The organism is Bradyrhizobium sp. USDA 4011, assembly GCF_054063415.1.
The window spans coordinates 4,719,825-4,738,048 of record NZ_JBSSGG010000001.1; the positions used below are offsets into that span (position 1 = coordinate 4,719,825).

14 protein-coding genes and 1 riboswitch are annotated in these 18,224 nt (G+C 66.7%); of the genes, 7 read left to right on the plus strand and 7 right to left on the minus strand.

The annotated features are described in order from the left end of the window. Positions 1–153 precede the first annotated feature (153 nt). Genes ACVW1C_RS22105 through ACVW1C_RS22115 form a run of 3 tightly spaced genes read right to left on the minus strand, consistent with a single transcriptional unit; the run spans position 154 to position 4,062 of the window. Positions 154–2,613, minus strand: a complete 2,460-nt coding sequence (locus ACVW1C_RS22105; protein WP_456760220.1) for an ABC transporter permease — start codon at positions 2,611–2,613, stop codon at positions 154–156. Next, positions 2,610–3,263, minus strand: coding sequence for an ABC transporter ATP-binding protein (locus ACVW1C_RS22110; protein ID WP_456760221.1), 654 nt, complete (start codon positions 3,261–3,263; stop codon positions 2,610–2,612). Before ACVW1C_RS22110 ends, ACVW1C_RS22105 begins: the two co-directional genes overlap by 4 nt. A gap of 40 nt (positions 3,264–3,303) precedes the next feature. After that, the gene (locus ACVW1C_RS22115) at positions 3,304–4,062 is read right to left on the minus strand and encodes a class I SAM-dependent methyltransferase (RefSeq protein WP_456760222.1); all 759 of its coding nucleotides are present in this window, start codon (positions 4,060–4,062) and stop codon (positions 3,304–3,306) included. 248 nt (positions 4,063–4,310) lie between these two features. Between ACVW1C_RS22115 and ACVW1C_RS22120 the strand changes: the two genes are divergently transcribed. Beyond that, positions 4,311–5,627 (plus strand): MFS transporter, encoded by a 1,317-nt coding sequence (locus tag ACVW1C_RS22120; RefSeq protein ID WP_456760223.1) that lies wholly within the window; start codon positions 4,311–4,313, stop codon positions 5,625–5,627. A 249-nt stretch (positions 5,628–5,876) separates the two neighbouring features. Here ACVW1C_RS22120 and ACVW1C_RS22125 read toward each other — a convergent pair whose 3' ends face one another. After that, positions 5,877–7,595 carry an N-acyl-D-amino-acid deacylase family protein gene (locus ACVW1C_RS22125; RefSeq protein WP_456760224.1) on the minus strand — a complete coding sequence of 573 codons (1,719 nt, stop codon included), beginning with the start codon at positions 7,593–7,595 and terminating at the stop codon, positions 5,877–5,879. Between the two features lie 23 nt (positions 7,596–7,618). Between ACVW1C_RS22125 and ACVW1C_RS22130 the strand changes: the two genes are divergently transcribed. Next, complete coding sequence (locus tag ACVW1C_RS22130) at positions 7,619–7,855, plus strand: hypothetical protein (protein WP_456760225.1); 237 nt, start codon at positions 7,619–7,621, stop codon at positions 7,853–7,855. A 180-nt stretch (positions 7,856–8,035) separates the two neighbouring features. Continuing rightward, positions 8,036–9,625: a CYTH and CHAD domain-containing protein gene (locus tag ACVW1C_RS22135; protein WP_456760226.1), complete on the plus strand. Its 1,590-nt coding sequence runs from the start codon at positions 8,036–8,038 to the stop codon at positions 9,623–9,625. A gap of 33 nt (positions 9,626–9,658) precedes the next feature. Here the strand turns inward: ACVW1C_RS22135 and ACVW1C_RS22140 are convergent, their stop codons facing one another. Next, the gene (locus ACVW1C_RS22140; RefSeq protein WP_456760227.1) at positions 9,659–10,891 is read right to left on the minus strand and encodes an MFS transporter; all 1,233 of its coding nucleotides are present in this window, start codon (positions 10,889–10,891) and stop codon (positions 9,659–9,661) included. 224 nt (positions 10,892–11,115) lie between these two features. Between ACVW1C_RS22140 and ACVW1C_RS22145 the strand changes: the two genes are divergently transcribed. Further along, positions 11,116–12,405: a hypothetical protein gene (locus ACVW1C_RS22145; RefSeq protein WP_456760228.1), complete on the plus strand. Its 1,290-nt coding sequence runs from the start codon at positions 11,116–11,118 to the stop codon at positions 12,403–12,405. 181 nt (positions 12,406–12,586) lie between these two features. Here the strand turns inward: ACVW1C_RS22145 and ACVW1C_RS22150 are convergent, their stop codons facing one another. Further along, the gene (locus ACVW1C_RS22150; protein ID WP_456760229.1) at positions 12,587–12,760 is read right to left on the minus strand and encodes a hypothetical protein; all 174 of its coding nucleotides are present in this window, start codon (positions 12,758–12,760) and stop codon (positions 12,587–12,589) included. 110 nt (positions 12,761–12,870) lie between these two features. Beyond that, positions 12,871–15,075 carry a TonB-dependent receptor gene (locus ACVW1C_RS22155; RefSeq protein WP_456760230.1) on the minus strand — a complete coding sequence of 735 codons (2,205 nt, stop codon included), beginning with the start codon at positions 15,073–15,075 and terminating at the stop codon, positions 12,871–12,873. A gap of 181 nt (positions 15,076–15,256) precedes the next feature. Further along, positions 15,257–15,454, minus strand: a riboswitch (cobalamin riboswitch). Positions 15,455–15,566: 112 nt separating this feature from the next. Between ACVW1C_RS22155 and ACVW1C_RS22160 the strand changes: the two genes are divergently transcribed. Genes ACVW1C_RS22160 through ACVW1C_RS22170 form a run of 3 tightly spaced genes read left to right on the plus strand, consistent with a single transcriptional unit; the run spans position 15,567 to position 18,216 of the window. Next, positions 15,567–16,610, plus strand: a complete 1,044-nt coding sequence (locus tag ACVW1C_RS22160; RefSeq protein WP_456760231.1) for a FecCD family ABC transporter permease — start codon at positions 15,567–15,569, stop codon at positions 16,608–16,610. Beyond that, complete coding sequence (locus tag ACVW1C_RS22165; RefSeq protein ID WP_456760232.1) at positions 16,607–17,380, plus strand: ABC transporter ATP-binding protein; 774 nt, start codon at positions 16,607–16,609, stop codon at positions 17,378–17,380. The genes ACVW1C_RS22160 and ACVW1C_RS22165 overlap by 4 nt, the downstream gene beginning before the upstream one ends. A 44-nt stretch (positions 17,381–17,424) precedes the next feature. Further along, positions 17,425–18,216: an ABC transporter substrate-binding protein gene (locus ACVW1C_RS22170; RefSeq protein ID WP_456760233.1), complete on the plus strand. Its 792-nt coding sequence runs from the start codon at positions 17,425–17,427 to the stop codon at positions 18,214–18,216. Positions 18,217–18,224 lie beyond the last annotated feature (8 nt).

Sequence of the window (18,224 nt, forward strand, 5' to 3'; positions counted from 1 at the left end):
CTTGCGGGGGAGGTCGTATCGCATCGAAGATGCGATACGGGTGGGGGCTCTTTCCGCAATGCGATTCGCGGAGATACCCCCACCCTGACCCTCCCCCGCAAGCGGGAGAGGGGAAAGAGTTTCTTTGCGGTCGCTGATTGCCCTCATCGCGTCTCAGCGCTCATTGACGAAGATCCTGATCAGGCTGGCTGGCTGCATGCGCGCCAGTCTAGCGACCGGCAGCGCCGCCGCGCAGAACGCGGCAGCCAGCGCCACCGCGAGCAGCTCGATCAGCTGCAGCGGGAAGACCTGGAACGGCAGCCGCCAGCCGAACGCCTTCACATTGACGATCGCAAGCAGGCACCAGGCGACCAGAAGGCCGAGCGGCAGCGCGAACAGTGCGGTGATCAATGCGACCGCCATGGTCTTCAACAGTTCGAGCGCCGCGAGCCGCCGCCGCGTCAGGCCGATTGCCCACAGCGGCGCAAGCTGAGGCAGCCGCGAATTTGCCAGCGTCAGCAGGCTGGTCAAAAGCGCGATGCCGGCGACGCCGAGCGTGAAGGCGTTGAGCGCAGCGGTTACCGAGAAGGTGCGGTTGAACACCCGTTTGGATTCCCGCTTCATCGTCGCCTGGTCGGCAACGTTGCGGTCGTCGAGGCCGAACCTCTCCTGCAATGCCGCAATCAGCGGTGCGATGTGATCTTGCGCGACGCGCAGTCCGATCCGGGTCTGCGGCGTCTGCGGGAAACGCCGGGTCAGCGCAGCGAAGTTGACGGCGATCTGGCCCTTGGGGTTGCCGTAATCGGCATAGATTCCGACGATCTCGAGCGGCCAGTTGCCGCCGGGGGCAGGGACCTCGATATGATCGCCGAGAGCAAGCTTCATCCGACGCGACAGCTGCTCGCTGACCAGACAGGTGTCGCCGGGGCGCAGCCTGACCCAGGCATTGGACGTGCTCTCCAGCAACGGCCAGTTGTCGCGATAGGTGGCGTGGTCGGGCAGGCCGAGCACCTCGACCGGCGCGCCGCCGAGCTGGGTATCGGCGCGGCCGCCGGGCAGGATCGCCGCGATTTCGGGCCGATCGCGCAGCCACGCCTTGATCTCCTTTGCCTGCTGATCGCTGGCCGCGCTGATGTAGACGTCGGCGGAGAGCCGGCCGTCGAGCCAGACCAGGAAGGTGCGGCTGAAGCTCTCCACCATGGTGCTGACGCCGACATTGACCGCGAGCGCAAGCAACAGCGCCATCAGCGCCAGCGAAAGGCCCGAGAGCTGCTGGCGGCTGTCGGCCCAGAACCAGATGCCGACCGGCGCCCGCGCGCTGCGCTGGCCGAACGCGAGTGCGATTTGCAGCACCATCGGCAGGATCAACGCCGCGCCGAGCATCAGCGCGGCTAGCACCGCAAAGCCCGCGATCAGGGAATCGCCGAACTGAATCAGAGCCGCCGCGACCGCAAACACCGCGAGCGCCGCGGCACTCTGGAACATGAGCCAGCGCCGTTGCGCTTGCTGCCAGGCCTGCGGCTGCGCCGTCGCCAGCACCGGCATCCGGATCGCCTTGGCAAGGCTCGCGGCGGCGGCTGCGAGCGCGCCCAGAATGCTGATGGCGATGCCGGCGAACCACCAGACGGGCTTGAGCGAAAGCTGTCCCGGGATCTGCGCGCCATAGAGCCCGCGCAGGGAGGCCGCGACATCGGGCAGCAAGGCCGCCGCGATGAAATAGCCGCAGACGAGGCCGATCAGGCCGGCGACCAGCGCCAGCGACACCAGCTCGATCACCAGCACGGTGTTGAGCAGCCGCGCCGAGACGCCGCAGGCGCGCAAGGTGCGCAGCATCGGCAACCGCTGCTCGAAAGCGAGGCCGATCGCGGAATTGACGATGAACAGGCCGACGAAGAACGACAGCAGGCCGAATGCGGTGAGGTTGAGATGGAAACTGTCGGTCAGCCGTTCGAGGTCGCTCTCGGCGCTCGGCTCGACCAGCCGCAGCTTGTCGCCGACAACGTTCTCCAACGCCGCACGCGGCGCTGGCGATTTGCCGACCAGCAGGCGCGACACCTGGCCGGGCATCTTCAGGATGTCCTGCGCGATGCCGATATCGACGACCAGTGCGCCGGGTGCGAGCTCCGCCTGCACGCGCAGCGGCGGCAAGCTCGTGCCGTTGGCCTGCGGCCGTTCGCCTTCCTTGAGGCCGAGATCGCGCAGCGTCTCGGCCGCCACCAGCATTTCACCGGGCGGCGTGACGAAGGATAGCAGGCTGCCGCGTCCGACCGCCGGCGCGTTGCCGACCTCGGACGGCAGCGTCACCGGCTCGACGCCGAGCAGGCGGAAGCTGCGCCCGTCGATCTGGACGCGGCCCTCCAGCATCGGCGACACCGGCCAGCCGGCGCGGCGCAGATCGACGAACAGTTTTTGCGGGAAGGTCGCGCTGTCGCGGCTCACCAGCATGGCGGTGCGCGAGCCGCCGAAGGTCGCGGCGGCGCGGTCATAGGCGATGCGCGCCTGCTGGTTCAGCGCCTGCACGCCGCTCCACAGCGCGGTGGCCGAGATCAGCCCGATCAGCAGCGTTGCGAGCTGCATCGGATGCCGTCGCCAATGGCTGAGCAGCACGGCGAGGATCCACAGCGCCCGCCTCATGCGATCACCCCGGCATGCAGGGTGACCTGGCGGTCGAGCGTCGCGGCGAGCCGCGCGCTGTGAGTGACCATCAGGAAGCCGCAGCCGGTGCGAGCAACCAGATCGCGCGCCAGATGCAGCACCTCGTCGGCGGTGTCCTCGTCGAGATTGCCGGTCGGCTCGTCGGCAAGCAGCAACAGCGGCTTCGGCGCCAGGGCGCGGCCGATCGCGACGCGCTGCTGCTGGCCGCCGGACAATTGCTCGGGATAGCGCTTCATGAGCTGCCTGAGCCCGAGGCGTTCGACCAACTCGTCATGCCAGGCGGCATCGTGGCGGCCGGCGATGCGCGACTGGAACACGAGATTGTCCGCAACCGTCAGGCTCGGGATCAGGTTGAACTGCTGGAACACGAGGCCGAGCCGGTCGCGGCGCAGCTCGGCGCGGCCGGCGTCGTTGAGCCCGGAGACCGCGATGTCGGCAAGCCTGATCTCGCCGCTGTCGGCGGCATCGAGCCCCGCGATCAGATGCAGCAGCGTGCTCTTGCCGCTGCCGGATTCGCCTGACAGCGCCACGCTCTCGCCGGTTGTGACAGTGAGATCGACGCCGCGCAGCACCGCGACGTCTTCACCGGCAGAGCGGTAACTCTTGGTCAGGCCGGTGACGCGAAGCACCGCGGCGGTCTGGTCTGGTGAAGCGATGGCCGTGCCTCATTCAAGGCTTCTGGTATTTCAGGACGAACTCGTCGATCGGCACCGGCGCCTTGAAGACGGGAATGTCCTTCGGGTCCTCCGCATGATGCAGGAAATCGGCCTCCGCCACCAGCTTGAAGCCGGCCGCCTCGATCTCCTGCTTCAGGGTGCTCTCCTCGATCCGGTGCAGCGTCTTGGCGACGCTTGTGCCTTCGCCGGCCTTGGCCGAGTGGTCGGCGATGACCAGGAAGCCGCCTGGCTTCAGCGCGGCGAACATCTTCTTGTTCATCGCGGCGCGATCGACCGGCAGATAGCTGATGTCGTGATAGAAAAAGAACAAGGTGATCATGTCGAGGTTGCTGACCTCGGGCGGGATCGGGTCGTCGTAGTCGCGCACGACATGGACGACATTCTTCATCGCCGGCGCCTTGGCGCGGGTGTCGAACTTGTCCTTGACGAAGCGCTCGAGCACGGCAGCCGAATCCTGCGCGTAGACCTTGCCCGAAGGGGCGACGGTGCGCGCCAGGAGTTCGGTGCTGTAGCCGGCGCTCGCCGCCATGTCGAGGATGGTCATGCCCGGTTTGACGCCGGCAAAGGCGAGCATCTTGGCCGGCTGGCGGCGCTGGTCGACCTGGCGATCCGCTTCGCTCCGATCGGGCGCGGCGACGATCACCGCATAGTCCGGGCTTGCCGCGTCCTCGGCGCGGACTTCAGGCACGGCGAGCAGCGTGGCGGACACAAGCGCAGCGCAGGCGGCCGCGCGAAGGATCGATCTGTTCATGAAATAACCCAACCTTGGATAACCTCAGCTTTTCGTTGCCCCGAGCATAGCAGCCGGCCCATGACAGATCACCGCTTCACTGGCCGCGACGACGCGATCGTGATCGGGGCGCGCTTGCCCGGCCATCGTGTCGCGCCGGCCACAGAACCCGAGGAAATGCGGGTTGCGTTGCGCGGCGAGGCATGGCTAGCATCGCCTGACGGGGCCGATCTTACGAAGCCAAAAAACGAAACGACGGGGAGCCAGACATGACGACGCAACCGACGCCCAAGGGGACGTCAGCGGGGACGCCCAAAGGCGCCTGGACAATCACCTTCCTGCTGTTCCTGTTCATGGTGGTGAACTTTGCGGACAAGATCGTGGTTGGGCTCGCCGGCGTGCCGATCCGGAAGGAGATGGGTCTCACCCCGGAGCAGTTCGGCGATCTGGGCTCGGCCTTCTTCATCCTGTTCTCTATCTCGGCGATCGTGGTCGGCTTCATCGTCAACCGCGTTGATACGCGCTGGGTGCTGCTGATCCTGGCGGTGGTCTGGTCGCTGGCACAATTCCCGATGATCGGCACCGTCAGCTACGCGACGCTGGTGATCTGCCGCATCATCCTCGGCGCCGGCGAGGGGCCGGCCTTCTCGGTCGCCGCGCACGCGATCTACAAATGGTTTCCGGACGAGAAGCGCACGCTGCCGACCGCGATCCTGTCGCAGGGTTCGGCGTTCGGCGTAATCCTCGCGGTGCCGGCGCTGAACTGGATCATCGTCAATCACAGCTGGCATCACGCCTTCGGCGCGCTCGGCATCGTCGGCCTGATCTGGACCGTCGCCTGGTTCGCGCTCGGCAAGGAGGGGCCGCTGGTCTCGACCGCGGCCGTGATGGCCGAGGAGCCGAGGATTCCGTACTGGAAGCTCCTGACCTCGCGCACCTTCGTCGGCTGCGTGGTCGCGACCTTCGGCGCCTATTGGGCGCTGTCGCTCGGGCTGACATGGTTCACTTCCTTCATCATCGAGGGGCTCGGCTTCTCGCAGCACCAAGCCGGCTTCGTCTCGATCCTGCCCTGGATCTTCGGTGCGACGATCGTGATCCTGACCGGCTGGATCTCGCAACTGATGCTGGCGCGCGGCTTCACCACCCGCGGCGCGCGCGGCGTGCTCGGCTCGGTGCCCTTGATCGTCGGCGGCTGCATCCTCGCTGCGCTGCCCTATGCGCCGCCGGGCGCGCTGATGATCGCACTGCTGGTGATCGGCTCCGGCCTGTGCGGCTCGATCTATGTGGTGTGCCCGCCGATGCTCGGCGAGTTCACGCCGGTGTCGCAGCGCGGCGCGATCATCGCGATCTACGGTGCGCTCTATACCATCTCGGGCATCCTGGCGCCGATGGTGATGGGCAATGTGATCCAGCACGCCACGACCCCGATGGCCGGCTACATGAGCGGCTTCACCATCAACGCCGCGATCATGGCGGGGTCGGGCCTGCTCGGCTTGCTGTTGCTGTGGCCGAACACCGAGCGTGCGCGGCTGACCGGCAGCGCGCAGCCCGCCGGCACGATCAAGGGCGCGATGTCGCCGACGTAGGGGCGTGCCTTCCACCCTCCCCTGGAGGGGGAGGGTCGGATCACGTTGAGCGCAGCGAAATGTGAGACGGGGTGGGGTGATCTCTCAACACGGGCAGCATCCGTGTGGAGAGACCGTCACCCCACCCCGCTGCGCATTCCGCTTCGCTACATGCCCAGCGACCCTCCCCCTCCAGGCGAGGGTGACGCGGCGGCCGCGGTTCGCGTCAATGTCGAGCTCTCTGTGGCCCGGACCGGGCTACAAGCTACCTCAGTTCATTCCCTGCGCGCCGCGGACGAGCCTGCCCGGCCGTGCGCCGGTGGCCTTGCCCTCGCGCTGGGTGACGACGCCGGAGACGATGGTGGCGTCGTAGCCGTCGACCTGTTGCAAGAGGCGACGGCCGCCGACCGGCAGGTCGTAATGCACCTTCGGCGGATGCAGATGCAGCCGGTCGTAGTCGATCACGTTGACGTCGGCCTTGAAGCCCGGCGCGATCACGCCGCGATCAGTGAGCCCAACCGACAGCGCGGTCTTGCGCGACTGCGCCGCGATCACGAACGGGATCGAGAGCTTCTCGCCGCGGCTGCGGTCGCGCGTCCAGTGCGTCAAGAGATAGGTCGGGAAGCTGGCATCGCAGATGATGCCGCAATGCGCGCCGCCGTCGGACAGGCCGGGCACGGCGCTGGGTTCGCGCAGCATCTCATGCACGGCATCGAGATTGCCGTCCGCATAATTCAGGAACGGCACATAGAGCATACCGCGGCCCTCGTCGGTCAGCATCGCGTCATAGGCGAGTTCTTCCGGCTGGCGGCCCTGGCGGCGCGCCTGCGGGCCGAGCGCGTTCTCCGGCGGCTGCTCATAGTCCGGCGGGTTGCCCAGGAGATACATCTTGTCGTAGTTCGGCCGGAAGAACAGCGGATCGTCGGTTGCTGTCGCGCTCTCGCTCAGGATCGCCGCGCGCACCTCGGGCCGGCGCAGATGCGTCAGCCGCTCGGCCAGCGGCAGCCTGGCGATCGCGCGATAGCTCGGATGAGTCTGGAACGGGTTGCGCGACAATTCGAGCCCGAGCAGCAGCCCGACCGGCCGCGCCGCGATCTGGGTCGTGATCGACAGGCCGCGCGCGGCGGCCTCATTGATGGTGTCCATGGTCTGCCGCCAGCGCCGCGGCGCCTTGTCGGCCTGGGCGACGGAGAACGAGATCGGGCATCTTGTGTTCTCGGCGACCCGCAGCATCATCGGCAGGTCTTCGTGGACGGTGCTCTGGTCGAGCACGAATTGCAGCACGCTGCGGCCGACGCCGTGCATCGCGCCGGCGATCGCGGTCAATTCATCTTCGCCCGCTTTCAGTGTCGGCGTGTAGTCGCCGGTCGAGGTGCGGTGATTGAGCGTGCGCGAGGTCGAGAAACCCAGCGCGCCCGAGCGCACCGCATCGCCCGCGAGTGCGGCCATCGCCTGGTTGTCCTCGGGCGTTGCGGGATCGCGGCGCGCGCCGCGTTCGCCCATCACATAAACGCGTAGCGCCGCGTGCGGCAGTTGCGCGCCGATGTCCATGTCGAAACTGCGCTTCGACAGCCATTCCATGTAGTCGGGGAAGCTTTCCCAAGCCCAGGGAATGCCGGCGCTCAACACCGGCTCCGGAATGTCCTCGACGCCTTCCATCAGCTGGATCAGCCTGTTGTGGTCGCTCGGCCGGCACGGCGCGAAGCCGACGCCGCAATTGCCCATGATCGCCGTCGTGACGCCGTTCTGCGACGACGGCGTGATGTCCTGGCTCCAGGTCACCTGGCCGTCGTAATGGGTGTGAACGTCGACGAAGCCGGGCGCCACCAGTCTGCCGCGCGCGTCGATCTCCTCCTTGCCTTTTGCAGAGACCTTGCCGACTTCGGTGATCCTGCCGCCCGAAATCGCGACATCGGCCTCATAGAGGTCGCCGCCCTTGCCGTCGGCGATGTTGCCGCCGCGGATCACGAGGTCTGGGGTCGAGGTCATGGCGTTTCATCCCGAGGCTGTTCTTGGTTGCCGGCATCATGGGTGAGCCCCTGATGCTGTCAACCAGCGCCGATGAAGCTCTGGGATGCGCTGGCGGCGATTTGCCGGCGAGGATTTGTTCCGCGGCGGATCCGGGCGGCGGCCCGGTCACGATCGGCGATCTGGCCGGTCATCTCGCCGAACTGTCTGCGGTTCATCTCGATGAGCTGTCGCGGATCGAGCCGCTCTTGGAGCAAGTGCTGTCGCGGCGATCGGAATGAATGCGCGGCGTGCCCGATGCTTTGCGAGGAGTTCCTCGCCCTTGGCTGGCAGCGCGCAGTCAAATGCAACTTGACGGCGCTAAGCTGGATATAATTCGCGGCCAATGCACGCTGCAATACAGGGGATATGGCTTGTTATTGTCATGAAAGCTTCATACGCTGCACTTGGGGGCGATATCATTGAATGAGCGGCAGCCGGTCGTGACCGAGGCGGGCACTGCCATTGCCGTCAGGCATGGCGATCAGGCGGAAATCGAACTCAAGCTGCTTGCGCCGCAAGGAAGCCTCGAAAAACTGCGCGAGGCAGCCTGCATCGTGCAGCATGCGCGCAATCGCGGTGCATTTCACCGGCTGGAGACGGTCTATTACGACACGCCGGAGCGGCTGCTGTTTCAGCATGGCATGTCACTGCGCGTGCGACGCAGCGGCAAAACCTTCATCCAGACGCTGAAGCTTTCACCGAATGGCTCGCAGCCTCTGAGGCGGCGCCAATGGGAGGTGCCACTTGAGAGCATCGCCCCTGATCTGGCGCGATTGCCCGCCGACGAGGTCGGCGATCCCGTGGCGGCGCTGAGCAACGATGCGCTGGTGCCGGTGTTCGCGACAAAGGTACGCCGGCACGCACGGCAGCTCGATCTGTCCGATGCGTCGGTTGAAGTCGTATTCGATGAGGGGACGATCGAGGCCGATGCGCGCCGGGAGGTCCTGTCGGAAATCGAGCTTGAACTGAAGAGCGGCAATGCCGGCGTCCTGTTCGATCTCGGAACCCAGTTGCTCGATGCGGCGCCGCTGCAGATCGGCACGCGCAGCAAGGCGGAACGCGGCTATGCGCTAGCGTATGATGTCGCGCCATCGGCAGCGAAAGCCGAGTTGTCAGGCATCACCGCGGAACTTGTGGTCGACGACGTCATCGCGCTGCTGGTGGGCTCCTGCTGGCATCATCTTTTGAGAAATCACGCGGTGGCCGAACAGGGATCCGACCCCGAAGGCGTGCACCAGATGCGGGTGGCGTTGCGGCGCTTGCGGACGATCTGTGCGCTGTTCCGGCGCGACATTCCGTCGCCGGCATTCCTGGCGATCAACAGCGAAGCAAAATGGCTGATGCGGCAGCTCGGCCAGGCCCGGGATTGGGACGTCTTCGCCAAGGAGACGATTGCCCGCCTGGCCCGCGCGGCTCCGGATATCGACCTGGATGGCCTCCGCCAGGCGGTTGAACAGCAGCGGAAGTCGAGCTACGGCACCTTGCATGGCGCTCTGGCCGATCCCCGTTGCAGCCGCTTCCTGCTCTCGCTGGGGCAGGTGGTGGAACGCCGCAGCTGGCGCAACGAGATCGACAGCGAAGCGCTGGCTGTCCTGTCGCAACCGATGCCGGTGCTCGCCGACAAAATTCTGGAACGATTGCATCGCAAGACGTTGAAGCGTGGTGCGCGCTTCCGGCGGCTCGATATCCACGCGCAGCACAATCTCAGAATCAACCTCAAGAAGCTGCGCTATGCAGCGGAGTTCTTCCTGCCGCTCTATGCGTCCCACGCGCCGGCGAAGCGCTACGTGAAGCGGCTCGCCGGGCTGCAGACCAGTCTGGGGCGGGTCTGCGACATCGGAAGCACGCGCATGCTGCTCCATGCGATCCGGCAGGACGACCAGCCTGCGCTGCATCTCGGCATCGGCGCGATGGCCGGCTGGCTCGCCCGCGATCAGATCGCGGTGGCGAAAACGCTGCGCAAGAGTTGGCGGCGGTTCAAGACGACGCCGGCATTCTGGGGCCGATGAGTTTGGCAGCGGAAGGCGATCCGCGCGGGTTGCCTAACGGGACTGCGCTTGCATTGCAACTGCGGAAGTCTGCGGCTTGCGCTCGGTGACCAGCGCAAGCAGCACGGTCATCACCATGAAGCACACCGACGCGCCGAACACCCAATGCGGCATGTGCTGGTCCATGATCCAGCCGAACAGCAGCGGGCTGACGATGCCGCCGAAGTTGAAGCCGGTGGAGACGATGCCGAAGGCGCGGCCGGCGGCTCCGGGAGGCGCCGCGTTGCGCACCATCATGTCGCGGGACGGCGCGATCACGCCGCCGAGGAATCCGGCAAGCCCCATCGCGAGCGTGAGCACGACCGGCGGCAGGTTCATCAGCGCGATCAGCAGCACCAGAACGGCATTGACCGCGAAGCAGGCCGCGGCGAGCTGGCTGTGGCGATGGGTCCAGTCGGCGAGATAGCCGCCGGCGAGCACGCCCGCGGCGCTGGCGCCGAGGAAGGCGGTGAGTGCGATGTTGGCGGTCGAGAACGACGCGCCGTAGCCGCCCATCAGCGCGACCACGCCGAAATTGTTGATGCCCGAGGTCGACAGGCTGAGCAGCGTGAAAAAGGCGGTCAGAACCATCAGCGCCGGCGTGATCACGCTCGCCTTCGGCGCCGCATCGTCCTTCGACTTGCTTTTGTTGGCGCCGGCATCGGGAATGCCGAGCACGATCAAAAACAGTGCCACGAGCGGTCCCACTGCGCCGGCGACGATCAGCGCGCCGAGCCCGCCGATCGAGGCGACCAGCGCGGCCATGATCGCAGGCGCCACCGCGCCGCCGAGGAAGCCGGCAAAGGTGTGGATCGAGAAGGCGCGGCCCATCCGCGCCTCGTCCATATGGGCCGAGAGGATCGCGTAGTCAGCGGGATGATAGACGCTGTTGGCGAGGCCGAGCAGCACGGCGCAGACGATCAGCGAGGTATAGCTCAGATGCAGGCCGAGCCCGATCAGCGCGCAGCCGCCGATGGTCAGCCCGACCAGCAGAATCTTGCGCGCGCCGATATGGTCGGCGAGGTAGCCGATCGGCGCCTGGGTCAGGCCGGAGACCACCGCAAACACCGTCAGCGCGAAACCGAGCTCGACATAGCCGACGCCGAGCTGCTGCTTCAGGAACGGGAACAGCATCGGCAGCACGAAGATATGGAAATGGCTGACCCAATGGGCGACCGAAATCCCCGTCAGCGTGCGCAGCGCGCTGTCGGCTTTCGCTTGCTGCGGTGCGGCCAGAATGTCGACCATGTCCGTGAAACCCCAATTCCAAAGCGTTTTCGAGCGAAGTGGGTACCGGTTCGCGGGAAGAAAACGCGTCAAAAAAAAGCCCGGCAGGGCCCGCAGAAAATAAAGGCTGGCCGCCAATTGTCCATGAACGCCCCTGCATGGCTGCCCCCGGCGCGAGCGTGCCGGATCGACACATGCGGCATTAAAGGCGGCGACAAAGTGTGGTCCTGCGGTGATGATCGGCCATGATCGACGCCAAAAAGCCGCTCCGGGTGCTTGTGTCAGAGGGCTCCAGCACCTCCGGCCGCGAGGCGATCACGATCCTGGGGCTGGCCGGCCATCACGTCGAGGTCTGCGACCCCTCGCGCTGGTGCCTGGCGCGCTATTCCCGCTTTGTCCGCAAATACCACCATTGTCCGCCGCTGCGGTCAGATCCGGCCGGCTTCCTCCGCTTCGTCGAGCGCCTGTTGGCGTCACGACATTTCGACGTGCTGCTGCCGACCCATGAGCAGGGCTTTCTGTTCGCCCGCGCCGCGGCGCGGCTGACATCACGTACCGGCCTGGCGCTGCCGGATTTTGCCAGCTATCGCGCGGTGCACAGCAAGGCCGGCTTCAGCCGCCTGCTCGACCACATCGGCCTGCCGCAGCCGCCGACCCGGATCGTGAACTCGGCCGACGGACTGCGCGAGGCGGTGCGGTTTCCATCCGTGGTCAAGACGTCGGTCGGTACCGCGAGCCGCGGCGTCTGGTTCGTGCGCGACGCCGGCGATCTCAACCGCGCGCTCTACGATCTCGAATCCGCCGGCGATTTTGCCGGCGAGGTGCTGGCACAGGATCTCATCACCGGCACCGTCGAGAAGGCCCAGTCGGTGTTCTGCCGCGGCACGCTGGTCGGCTTTCACGCCTACCGGCAGATCGCGGCCGGCGTCGGCGGCGGTGAGGCGATCAAGGACAGCGTGAGCCGGCCGGCGATCCGCGCCGCGCTCGAGACCATCGGCGCGCATCTCGGCTGGCACGGCGCGCTCTCGGTCGACGTCATCATGCCGCTCGACAGCGCAACGCCGCTGTTGATCGACTGCAACCCGCGGCTGGTCGAGCCTGTCAACGCGTACCGGTCCGGCACCGATCTGGTCGACCTGCTGCTGCGGGTCTCGCTCGGCGAGACGCCGGCGCCGCTGGCCGAGAGCCGCGCCGGGGTGCGCACGCATCTGGCGATGCAGGCGCTGCTCGGCAGCGCCTCGCGCGACGGCACCCGGCGCGACCTGATCAGGGAGTGCGGCCGCATCGCCGCGGGCGAAGGTCTCTATCGGGGGAGCAGCGAGGAGTTGACGCCGGTGCGACTCGATTGGCTCAGTGCCGTGCCGCTCGCGATGACGACACTGCTGCTGCTGGCATCGCCGCCGATCGCCTCATCGCTGGCGCGCGGCGGCTTCGGTGCGCATCTGCTCGATCGCGGCAGTATCAAGACGATCGAGCGGGAGGATTTTTTGCGCGATACCTCACCACGTCGTCCTGGCGAAAGCCCGGACCCATAACCACCGGACGCATCTCCATCCCCACGTCGTCCCGGGCAAGCGAAGCGCGACCCGGGACCCATAACCATCAGCGGTGATTGTTACGACGCGCTGGGGCCACAGCGCGTTTCAACAATTCAATCCTGTGGTTGTGGCTCCCGGCTTTCGCCAGGACGACGGCGACTTATATTGCGCTCGTCCCTCACAACGGCTCGTCATCATTGCCGTAGCGATCGAGCTTCGGCGTGGCGATGTCGCCATCCTCGTAATAATCGTCGTCCTGTGGCGCCGCGGGCGGTGGAGGCTTTTTCGACTTGTCGTCGGTCTTGTCGTCGATCTTGCCGCCGCCCTTGCTCTTCTTTCCGGCCTTGGCCATCCGTTTCCCCTGCGCGGGTCAAATCAGCAGCCGGAATTCTACCCCAGTTCGCCGGTGCTTGTAACGTAAGGAGATGGGCGCGGCCGGTCACACCCGCCGCGCCGGATAGCTCAAAACGTCGCGCCAGCCTTGACCATGTAGGTGCGGCCGGGCAGCGGATAGGCCGAGAAGCGGCCGGCCGTGAACGAGCTCGCGATGGCGTAGTCGTAGTAGAGCGCGTTGAACAGATTGTTCACGCTCAGCGACCAGAAGAAGCGGTCGTATTGCCCGCTGAGCTTGAGATCGGCGGTGGCGTTGCCGGGAATCCGGTTCTGGGTGTTGGCCTGGTCGTTGTCCATGATGCGCGAGCTCCAGGCCCGCACCGTGGCATCGAACACCAGATAGTTCTGCCAGATATTCCAGGTCACGCCGAGATTGCCGGTATAGCGCGACACCAGCGGCACGTCGTTGCCGGTCCACATGCCTTCGCGGAAGACGGCGCGGGTGATCGCCATGCCGCCGCGCAACGTCACGGTGTCGCTGACCTTGAGCGAGGCGCTGGTCTCGGAGCCGTAGCGGCGGGTGGGGTCGAGGTTGACGTTGTAGAACAGCACCGGGTTGAAATGGATCTCGTTCTCGAGATCCATCAGATAGACGCTGGTCTGGACCTGAAACAGGTTGGTCTTGACGCGGAACCCGCCCTCGACGTCCTGCGATGTCTGGGTTCTGAGCTGGAAGTTTTGCGGGATCGGGGCGAAGGTCAGCGGATCGAATGACGGACCCGACGCGACGCGCTCGTCGACGTCGGGCGTGCGGAATGCGCGCGCGGCGCGGCCGAATACCGAGAAGGTGTCGGTGAAGCGATGCTCGGCGCCGACATGCAGCGCGTATTGGGTCTCGTTGCTGTCGAGCGGCGCCGCCTGCGCGTCGAAGGCGAACGGTGCGTTCGGGTCGTAGCGGTCGCGTGCCGAGACGCTGGTATTCTGGACGCGCGCGCCGTACGAGAAATCGGTGGTCGGCAGCACGCCCAGTGTATGCTGCCAGTAGCCGGCCACGGTCTGCTGCTCGATATTGTAGATGTGGTAGGGATCGACGCCCTGATAGGCGCCGCGTGCCTCACGGAACGTCGAGTCGTAATAGTCGATGCCGGTCAGGACCGTGGACGGCATTCCCAGCATCACGTTCTTGACGCTGAGCCGCGGCGTGATCGACCAGGTCTGTAGCGCGGCATCATTATAGGTCGAGGCGAAGCTGATGGTCGGCACGGTGCCGAAGAAGCCGCTTTGCGTCTCGCGCTGGCGCCAGCCGCCGTCGACGATAAGGTCGACGCCGTTCATCAGCGTCTTGGTGAAGCCGGTGGTGACGCTGGCGGTTTGCTGATTGGCATAGTCAAACGGCGTCGCTGCGCCTCTGCGATTGGTGAGCAGCTCGTTGACGCCGATCGACGGATCGACCAGTCGTCCGCCGGGCAGGCCGAGCTTCTGGTCGCTGCCGGTGACGGTGAGGAAGGCGGTGAGGTCCGATGTCGTGTAGTTGACGTTGCCGACGGCGTTGCGCTGGTCGAGCGCGTTGTTGACGCGGTAGCCGTCGGACTTGATGCCGTTGCCGTAGAACGAGGTCGACCACGGGCCGGAATTGAGCGCCGCGGACACCGCGGCCATGCGGGTGTTGAACGAGCCGAACCCGCCTTCGGCCCGTATCGTCGCCGGTGGACCGCCAGCGCCGGTCTTGGTGATGATGTTGACCACGCCGCCCACCGCGTTGTCGCCGTAGAGCACCGCGCCGCTGTTGCCGCGCGTGATCTCGACGCGTTCGATCGAATCGAGCGGGATCGTGGTGAGATCGAAGCCGGCCTTGTCGACGTCGTTGAGCCGTCGGCCGTTGAGCAGGAACAGGGTGTTGTCGGAGGCGAATGCGCCGAAGCCGCGCAGGTCGACCGCGGTCTTGGCGCCGTTCGGGCCGCCATAAAGCGATTGCAGCTGCACGCCCGGCACCTGCGCGAGAATCTCGGGCAGCGACTGCACCGGCGAATGCGCGATGTCGTCGGCGGTGATCACGGTCGAGGAAGAGCCGACAATGCCGGCGAACTGGCGGCCGCCGCCGCCGGTGCCGCCCGTTCCGGTGGCCGGTCCGGTCCCTGTCGAGCCCGATCCGCTCCCGCTGCCCTGTCCTGTGCCCGGCGCCGGGCGGCGCGGGGCCGGCGCTTCGTCCGCGGCCGGCCTGGCGCGCGTGACATTCTGGTCGCCCGGCTTGGTGATTTCGATGGCTGGCAGCTGATCGGGAGAGGGCGCCTGCTGCGCCCGTGCGGTCGAGAGAACGATTGTCGGCACGATCATCGTCGACGCGAGCAGAAGCGCGCGGCGGCGCCGGGAAGAAGAGTTGGAGAACATCTAGGTGAGACCTCGGTAACGTCAGTGGCACGTCACCGCGAACCAGTCTCACCATCGTGCTCGCAGGCTCAGCTGCTTGCAGCCTCAGGTGAAGCTCATGCCTGTACTCCCCGACCGGCATCTTCGCGTGTGACCACGGCTGACGGCAGGTCTCCTGGCTCGCGGGTCGTTACCCTTCGTCGCCTTCCCAGGACCGAGACTCCCAGTGGCCTGTGACGAAGGATTCACCGCATACAGTTGCGGGGGCAGCCGCGGCGTTGAGGAGGTTTCCCCGCACCGCATTCCCTTTTCATCTCATGAAAGAACCGTCATGTTCATCTAGGGTTCGGCCGGGCGGCAAAGTCAATCCGGCGGACGTCGGGCGGGGACGACGCGGCCACGGTTTCTGTCGAGTGTCGCTTGTCTGCCACGGCGATCGCTGTAAGAGCATGGATCCAATGAACGTGCAGGATTTTGCCTTGGCGGCCGAGGTCGCGGCGCGGCGCCGGTGGGGCGCTACCGCGGCGCTGCTCGCGCTCGTGGTCCTGCTGCTGGTGCTCTCGCTCGGCATCGGGCCGGTGCGGCTGTCGCCGCTTGCGGTGATCGAGGCGCTGTTCGGCGGCGGCAGCGACGTGGCGCAGGTGATCGTGCGCGAGATCCGGCTGCCGCGCACCATCCTGGCGTTCGCGATCGGCGGTATTCTCGGGCTATCGGGCGCAGCGCTGCAGGGCCTGCTGCGCAATCCGCTGGCCTCGCCGTCGTTGTTCGGCGCGCCGCAATCTGCGGCATTCGGTGCGGTGCTGGTGATTGCGCTGGGCCTCGCCGATGTGCGCTCCTACGCGCTGCCGGTGGTGGCGATCATCGCCGCGTTCGGTTCGGTGCTCGCGCTGCTGGCGATTGCCGGCCGCAATGCCGGGCTTTTGATCCTGATCCTCGCGGGACTCGCGATCTCGAGCTTTGCGGGGGCGGCGACGGCGCTGGTGATGAATCTCTCCAGCAATCCGTTCGTGGTGCTGGAGATCGCATTCTGGCTGCTCGGTTCGCTGGAGGACCGCAGCTTCCAGCACGTGGCGCTGGCGCTGCCCTTCATCATCGCGGGCGCGGCCATCCTGCTCAGCCAGGCGAGCGCCTTCCGTGCGCTGACGCTCGGCGAGGAAGCCGCGCAGAGTCTCGGCGTCGATGTCGGGCGGCTAAGGTTGCTCGTGATCGCGGGTGTTGCGCTCGGCGTCGGCGGCGCGGTCGCGGTCACCGGCACGATCGGCTTCATCGGTCTCGTCGCACCGCACCTGATGCGCCCTCTGATCGGTCACGATCCGGCGCGGCTGCTGGTGCCGAGCGCGCTCACCGGATCGGCGTTGCTGCTCGCCGCCGATATCGCGGTGCGCATCATCCCCTCGACGTCGGATATCAAGGTCGGCGTGCTGACCTCGATCATCGGCGTGCCGTTCTTCCTCTATCTGATCATGCGCGAACGCCGCGCGCTCGGCGGAGGCGTGGCATGACGCTGCTCTCCGCCACCGCGCTCAATGCCTCGCTCGGCAGCCGCAAGGTGCTGCACGATGTCTCGCTGTCGCTGGAAGCGGGCCATCTGGTTGCGCTGGTCGGCCCGAACGGCGCCGGCAAGACCACGCTGCTGCGCGCACTCGCCGGGCTGATTCCATCCGACGGCGAGATCCGGATCGCCGGCGACGCGCTGGCCTCGCTGCCGCTGCGCGAGCGGGCGAAGCGTTTCGCCTATTTGCCGCAGGGGCACATGGTGCACTGGCCGCTGCCGGCGCGCGATATCGTCGCGCTCGGCCGCTATCCGCATGGCGCGACCGATCCGGCGCGGTTGTCGCCGAGGGATATGGAGGCGGTGCTGCGCGCGATGCAGGCGGTCGACGTCACTGAATTCAGCGACCGCCGTGTCACTGAGTTGTCCGGCGGCGAACGCAGCCGCGTCGCACTGGCCCGGGTGCTAGCGGTGGAGGCGCCGGTGATCCTCGCCGACGAGCCGACCGCCTCGCTCGATCCGCGTCACCAGATCGACGTGATGCAGAAGCTGCGCAACGTCGCCGACACCGGCGTGCTGGTCATCGTGGTGACCCACGATCTCGGGCTCGCCGCGCGCTTTGCCAACCATGTGCTGGTGCTGTCGGAGGGGCGGCTGTCGGCGCAAGGCGCGCCTGCTGAGGCGTTGTCCGAGAATGTTCTGGCCCGCGTGTTCCGGGTCAGCGCCTACCGCACCGAATTTCAGCGCGAGGCCGTCATCGTGCCATGGGCCGACGTGTGATGGGGATGCGGCGTCTCGCAGCGGTGGCCGCAGCGGCATGGCTGATGTCGTATGCAGCCGCGTCCGCCGCCGGACCGCGCATCGTCTCGATGAACGTCTGCAACGACCAGCTCGTGCTGTCGCTGGCCGACCCGGACCAGATCCTCGGCCTCAGCCGCTTTTCGCGCGATGCCTGGCAATCCTGGGCCGCCGAGCAGGCGCAAAACTTTCCGCGCCTGTCCGGCGAGGCCGAGGATGTGCTGCTGCTCAAGCCCGACCTTGTCGTGGTCAGCCTGTTCGACAAGCGCGCGACGCGCGACTTGCTGAAGGCCAATGGGCTGCACCTGGTCGAATTCACGGTGCCGCGCACGCTGGATGAGGTGAGGGACCAGATCCGCGCGATGGGCGACGTGTTGCAGCATCCGGATCGTGCGCGAGCCGAGATTGCGCGGCTCGATGCGGCGATCGCGCGGGCGCGGGCGGCGGCTGATGGTCATCACTATCGCGTGCTGCCGGTGGAGCGCCGCGGCTTTGTCGCAGGTCGCAGCAGCCTGATCAGCTCACTGCTGGCGGCAACCGGCCTGAGCAACGCGGCCGGCGAACTCGGGCTCGACGCGGGCGGATTTGCTTCGCTGGAGGCAATCGTAAAACTGCGGCCGGATTTCATCCTGGTGTCGGAGGCCGGCGATCGCGCCCAGGACGAGGGCCGCGCCTTCCTGCTGCATCCGGCGCTGGAACGCTTCTATCCGGCCGACAAGCGGATCGTGGTGCCGGAGCGGCTGACGGTGTGCGGCGGCGTCATGCTGGCCGATGCGCTGGATCGGCTGACGGCGGAGTTGCAGCGCGTGACACGGTAGGAATCTCT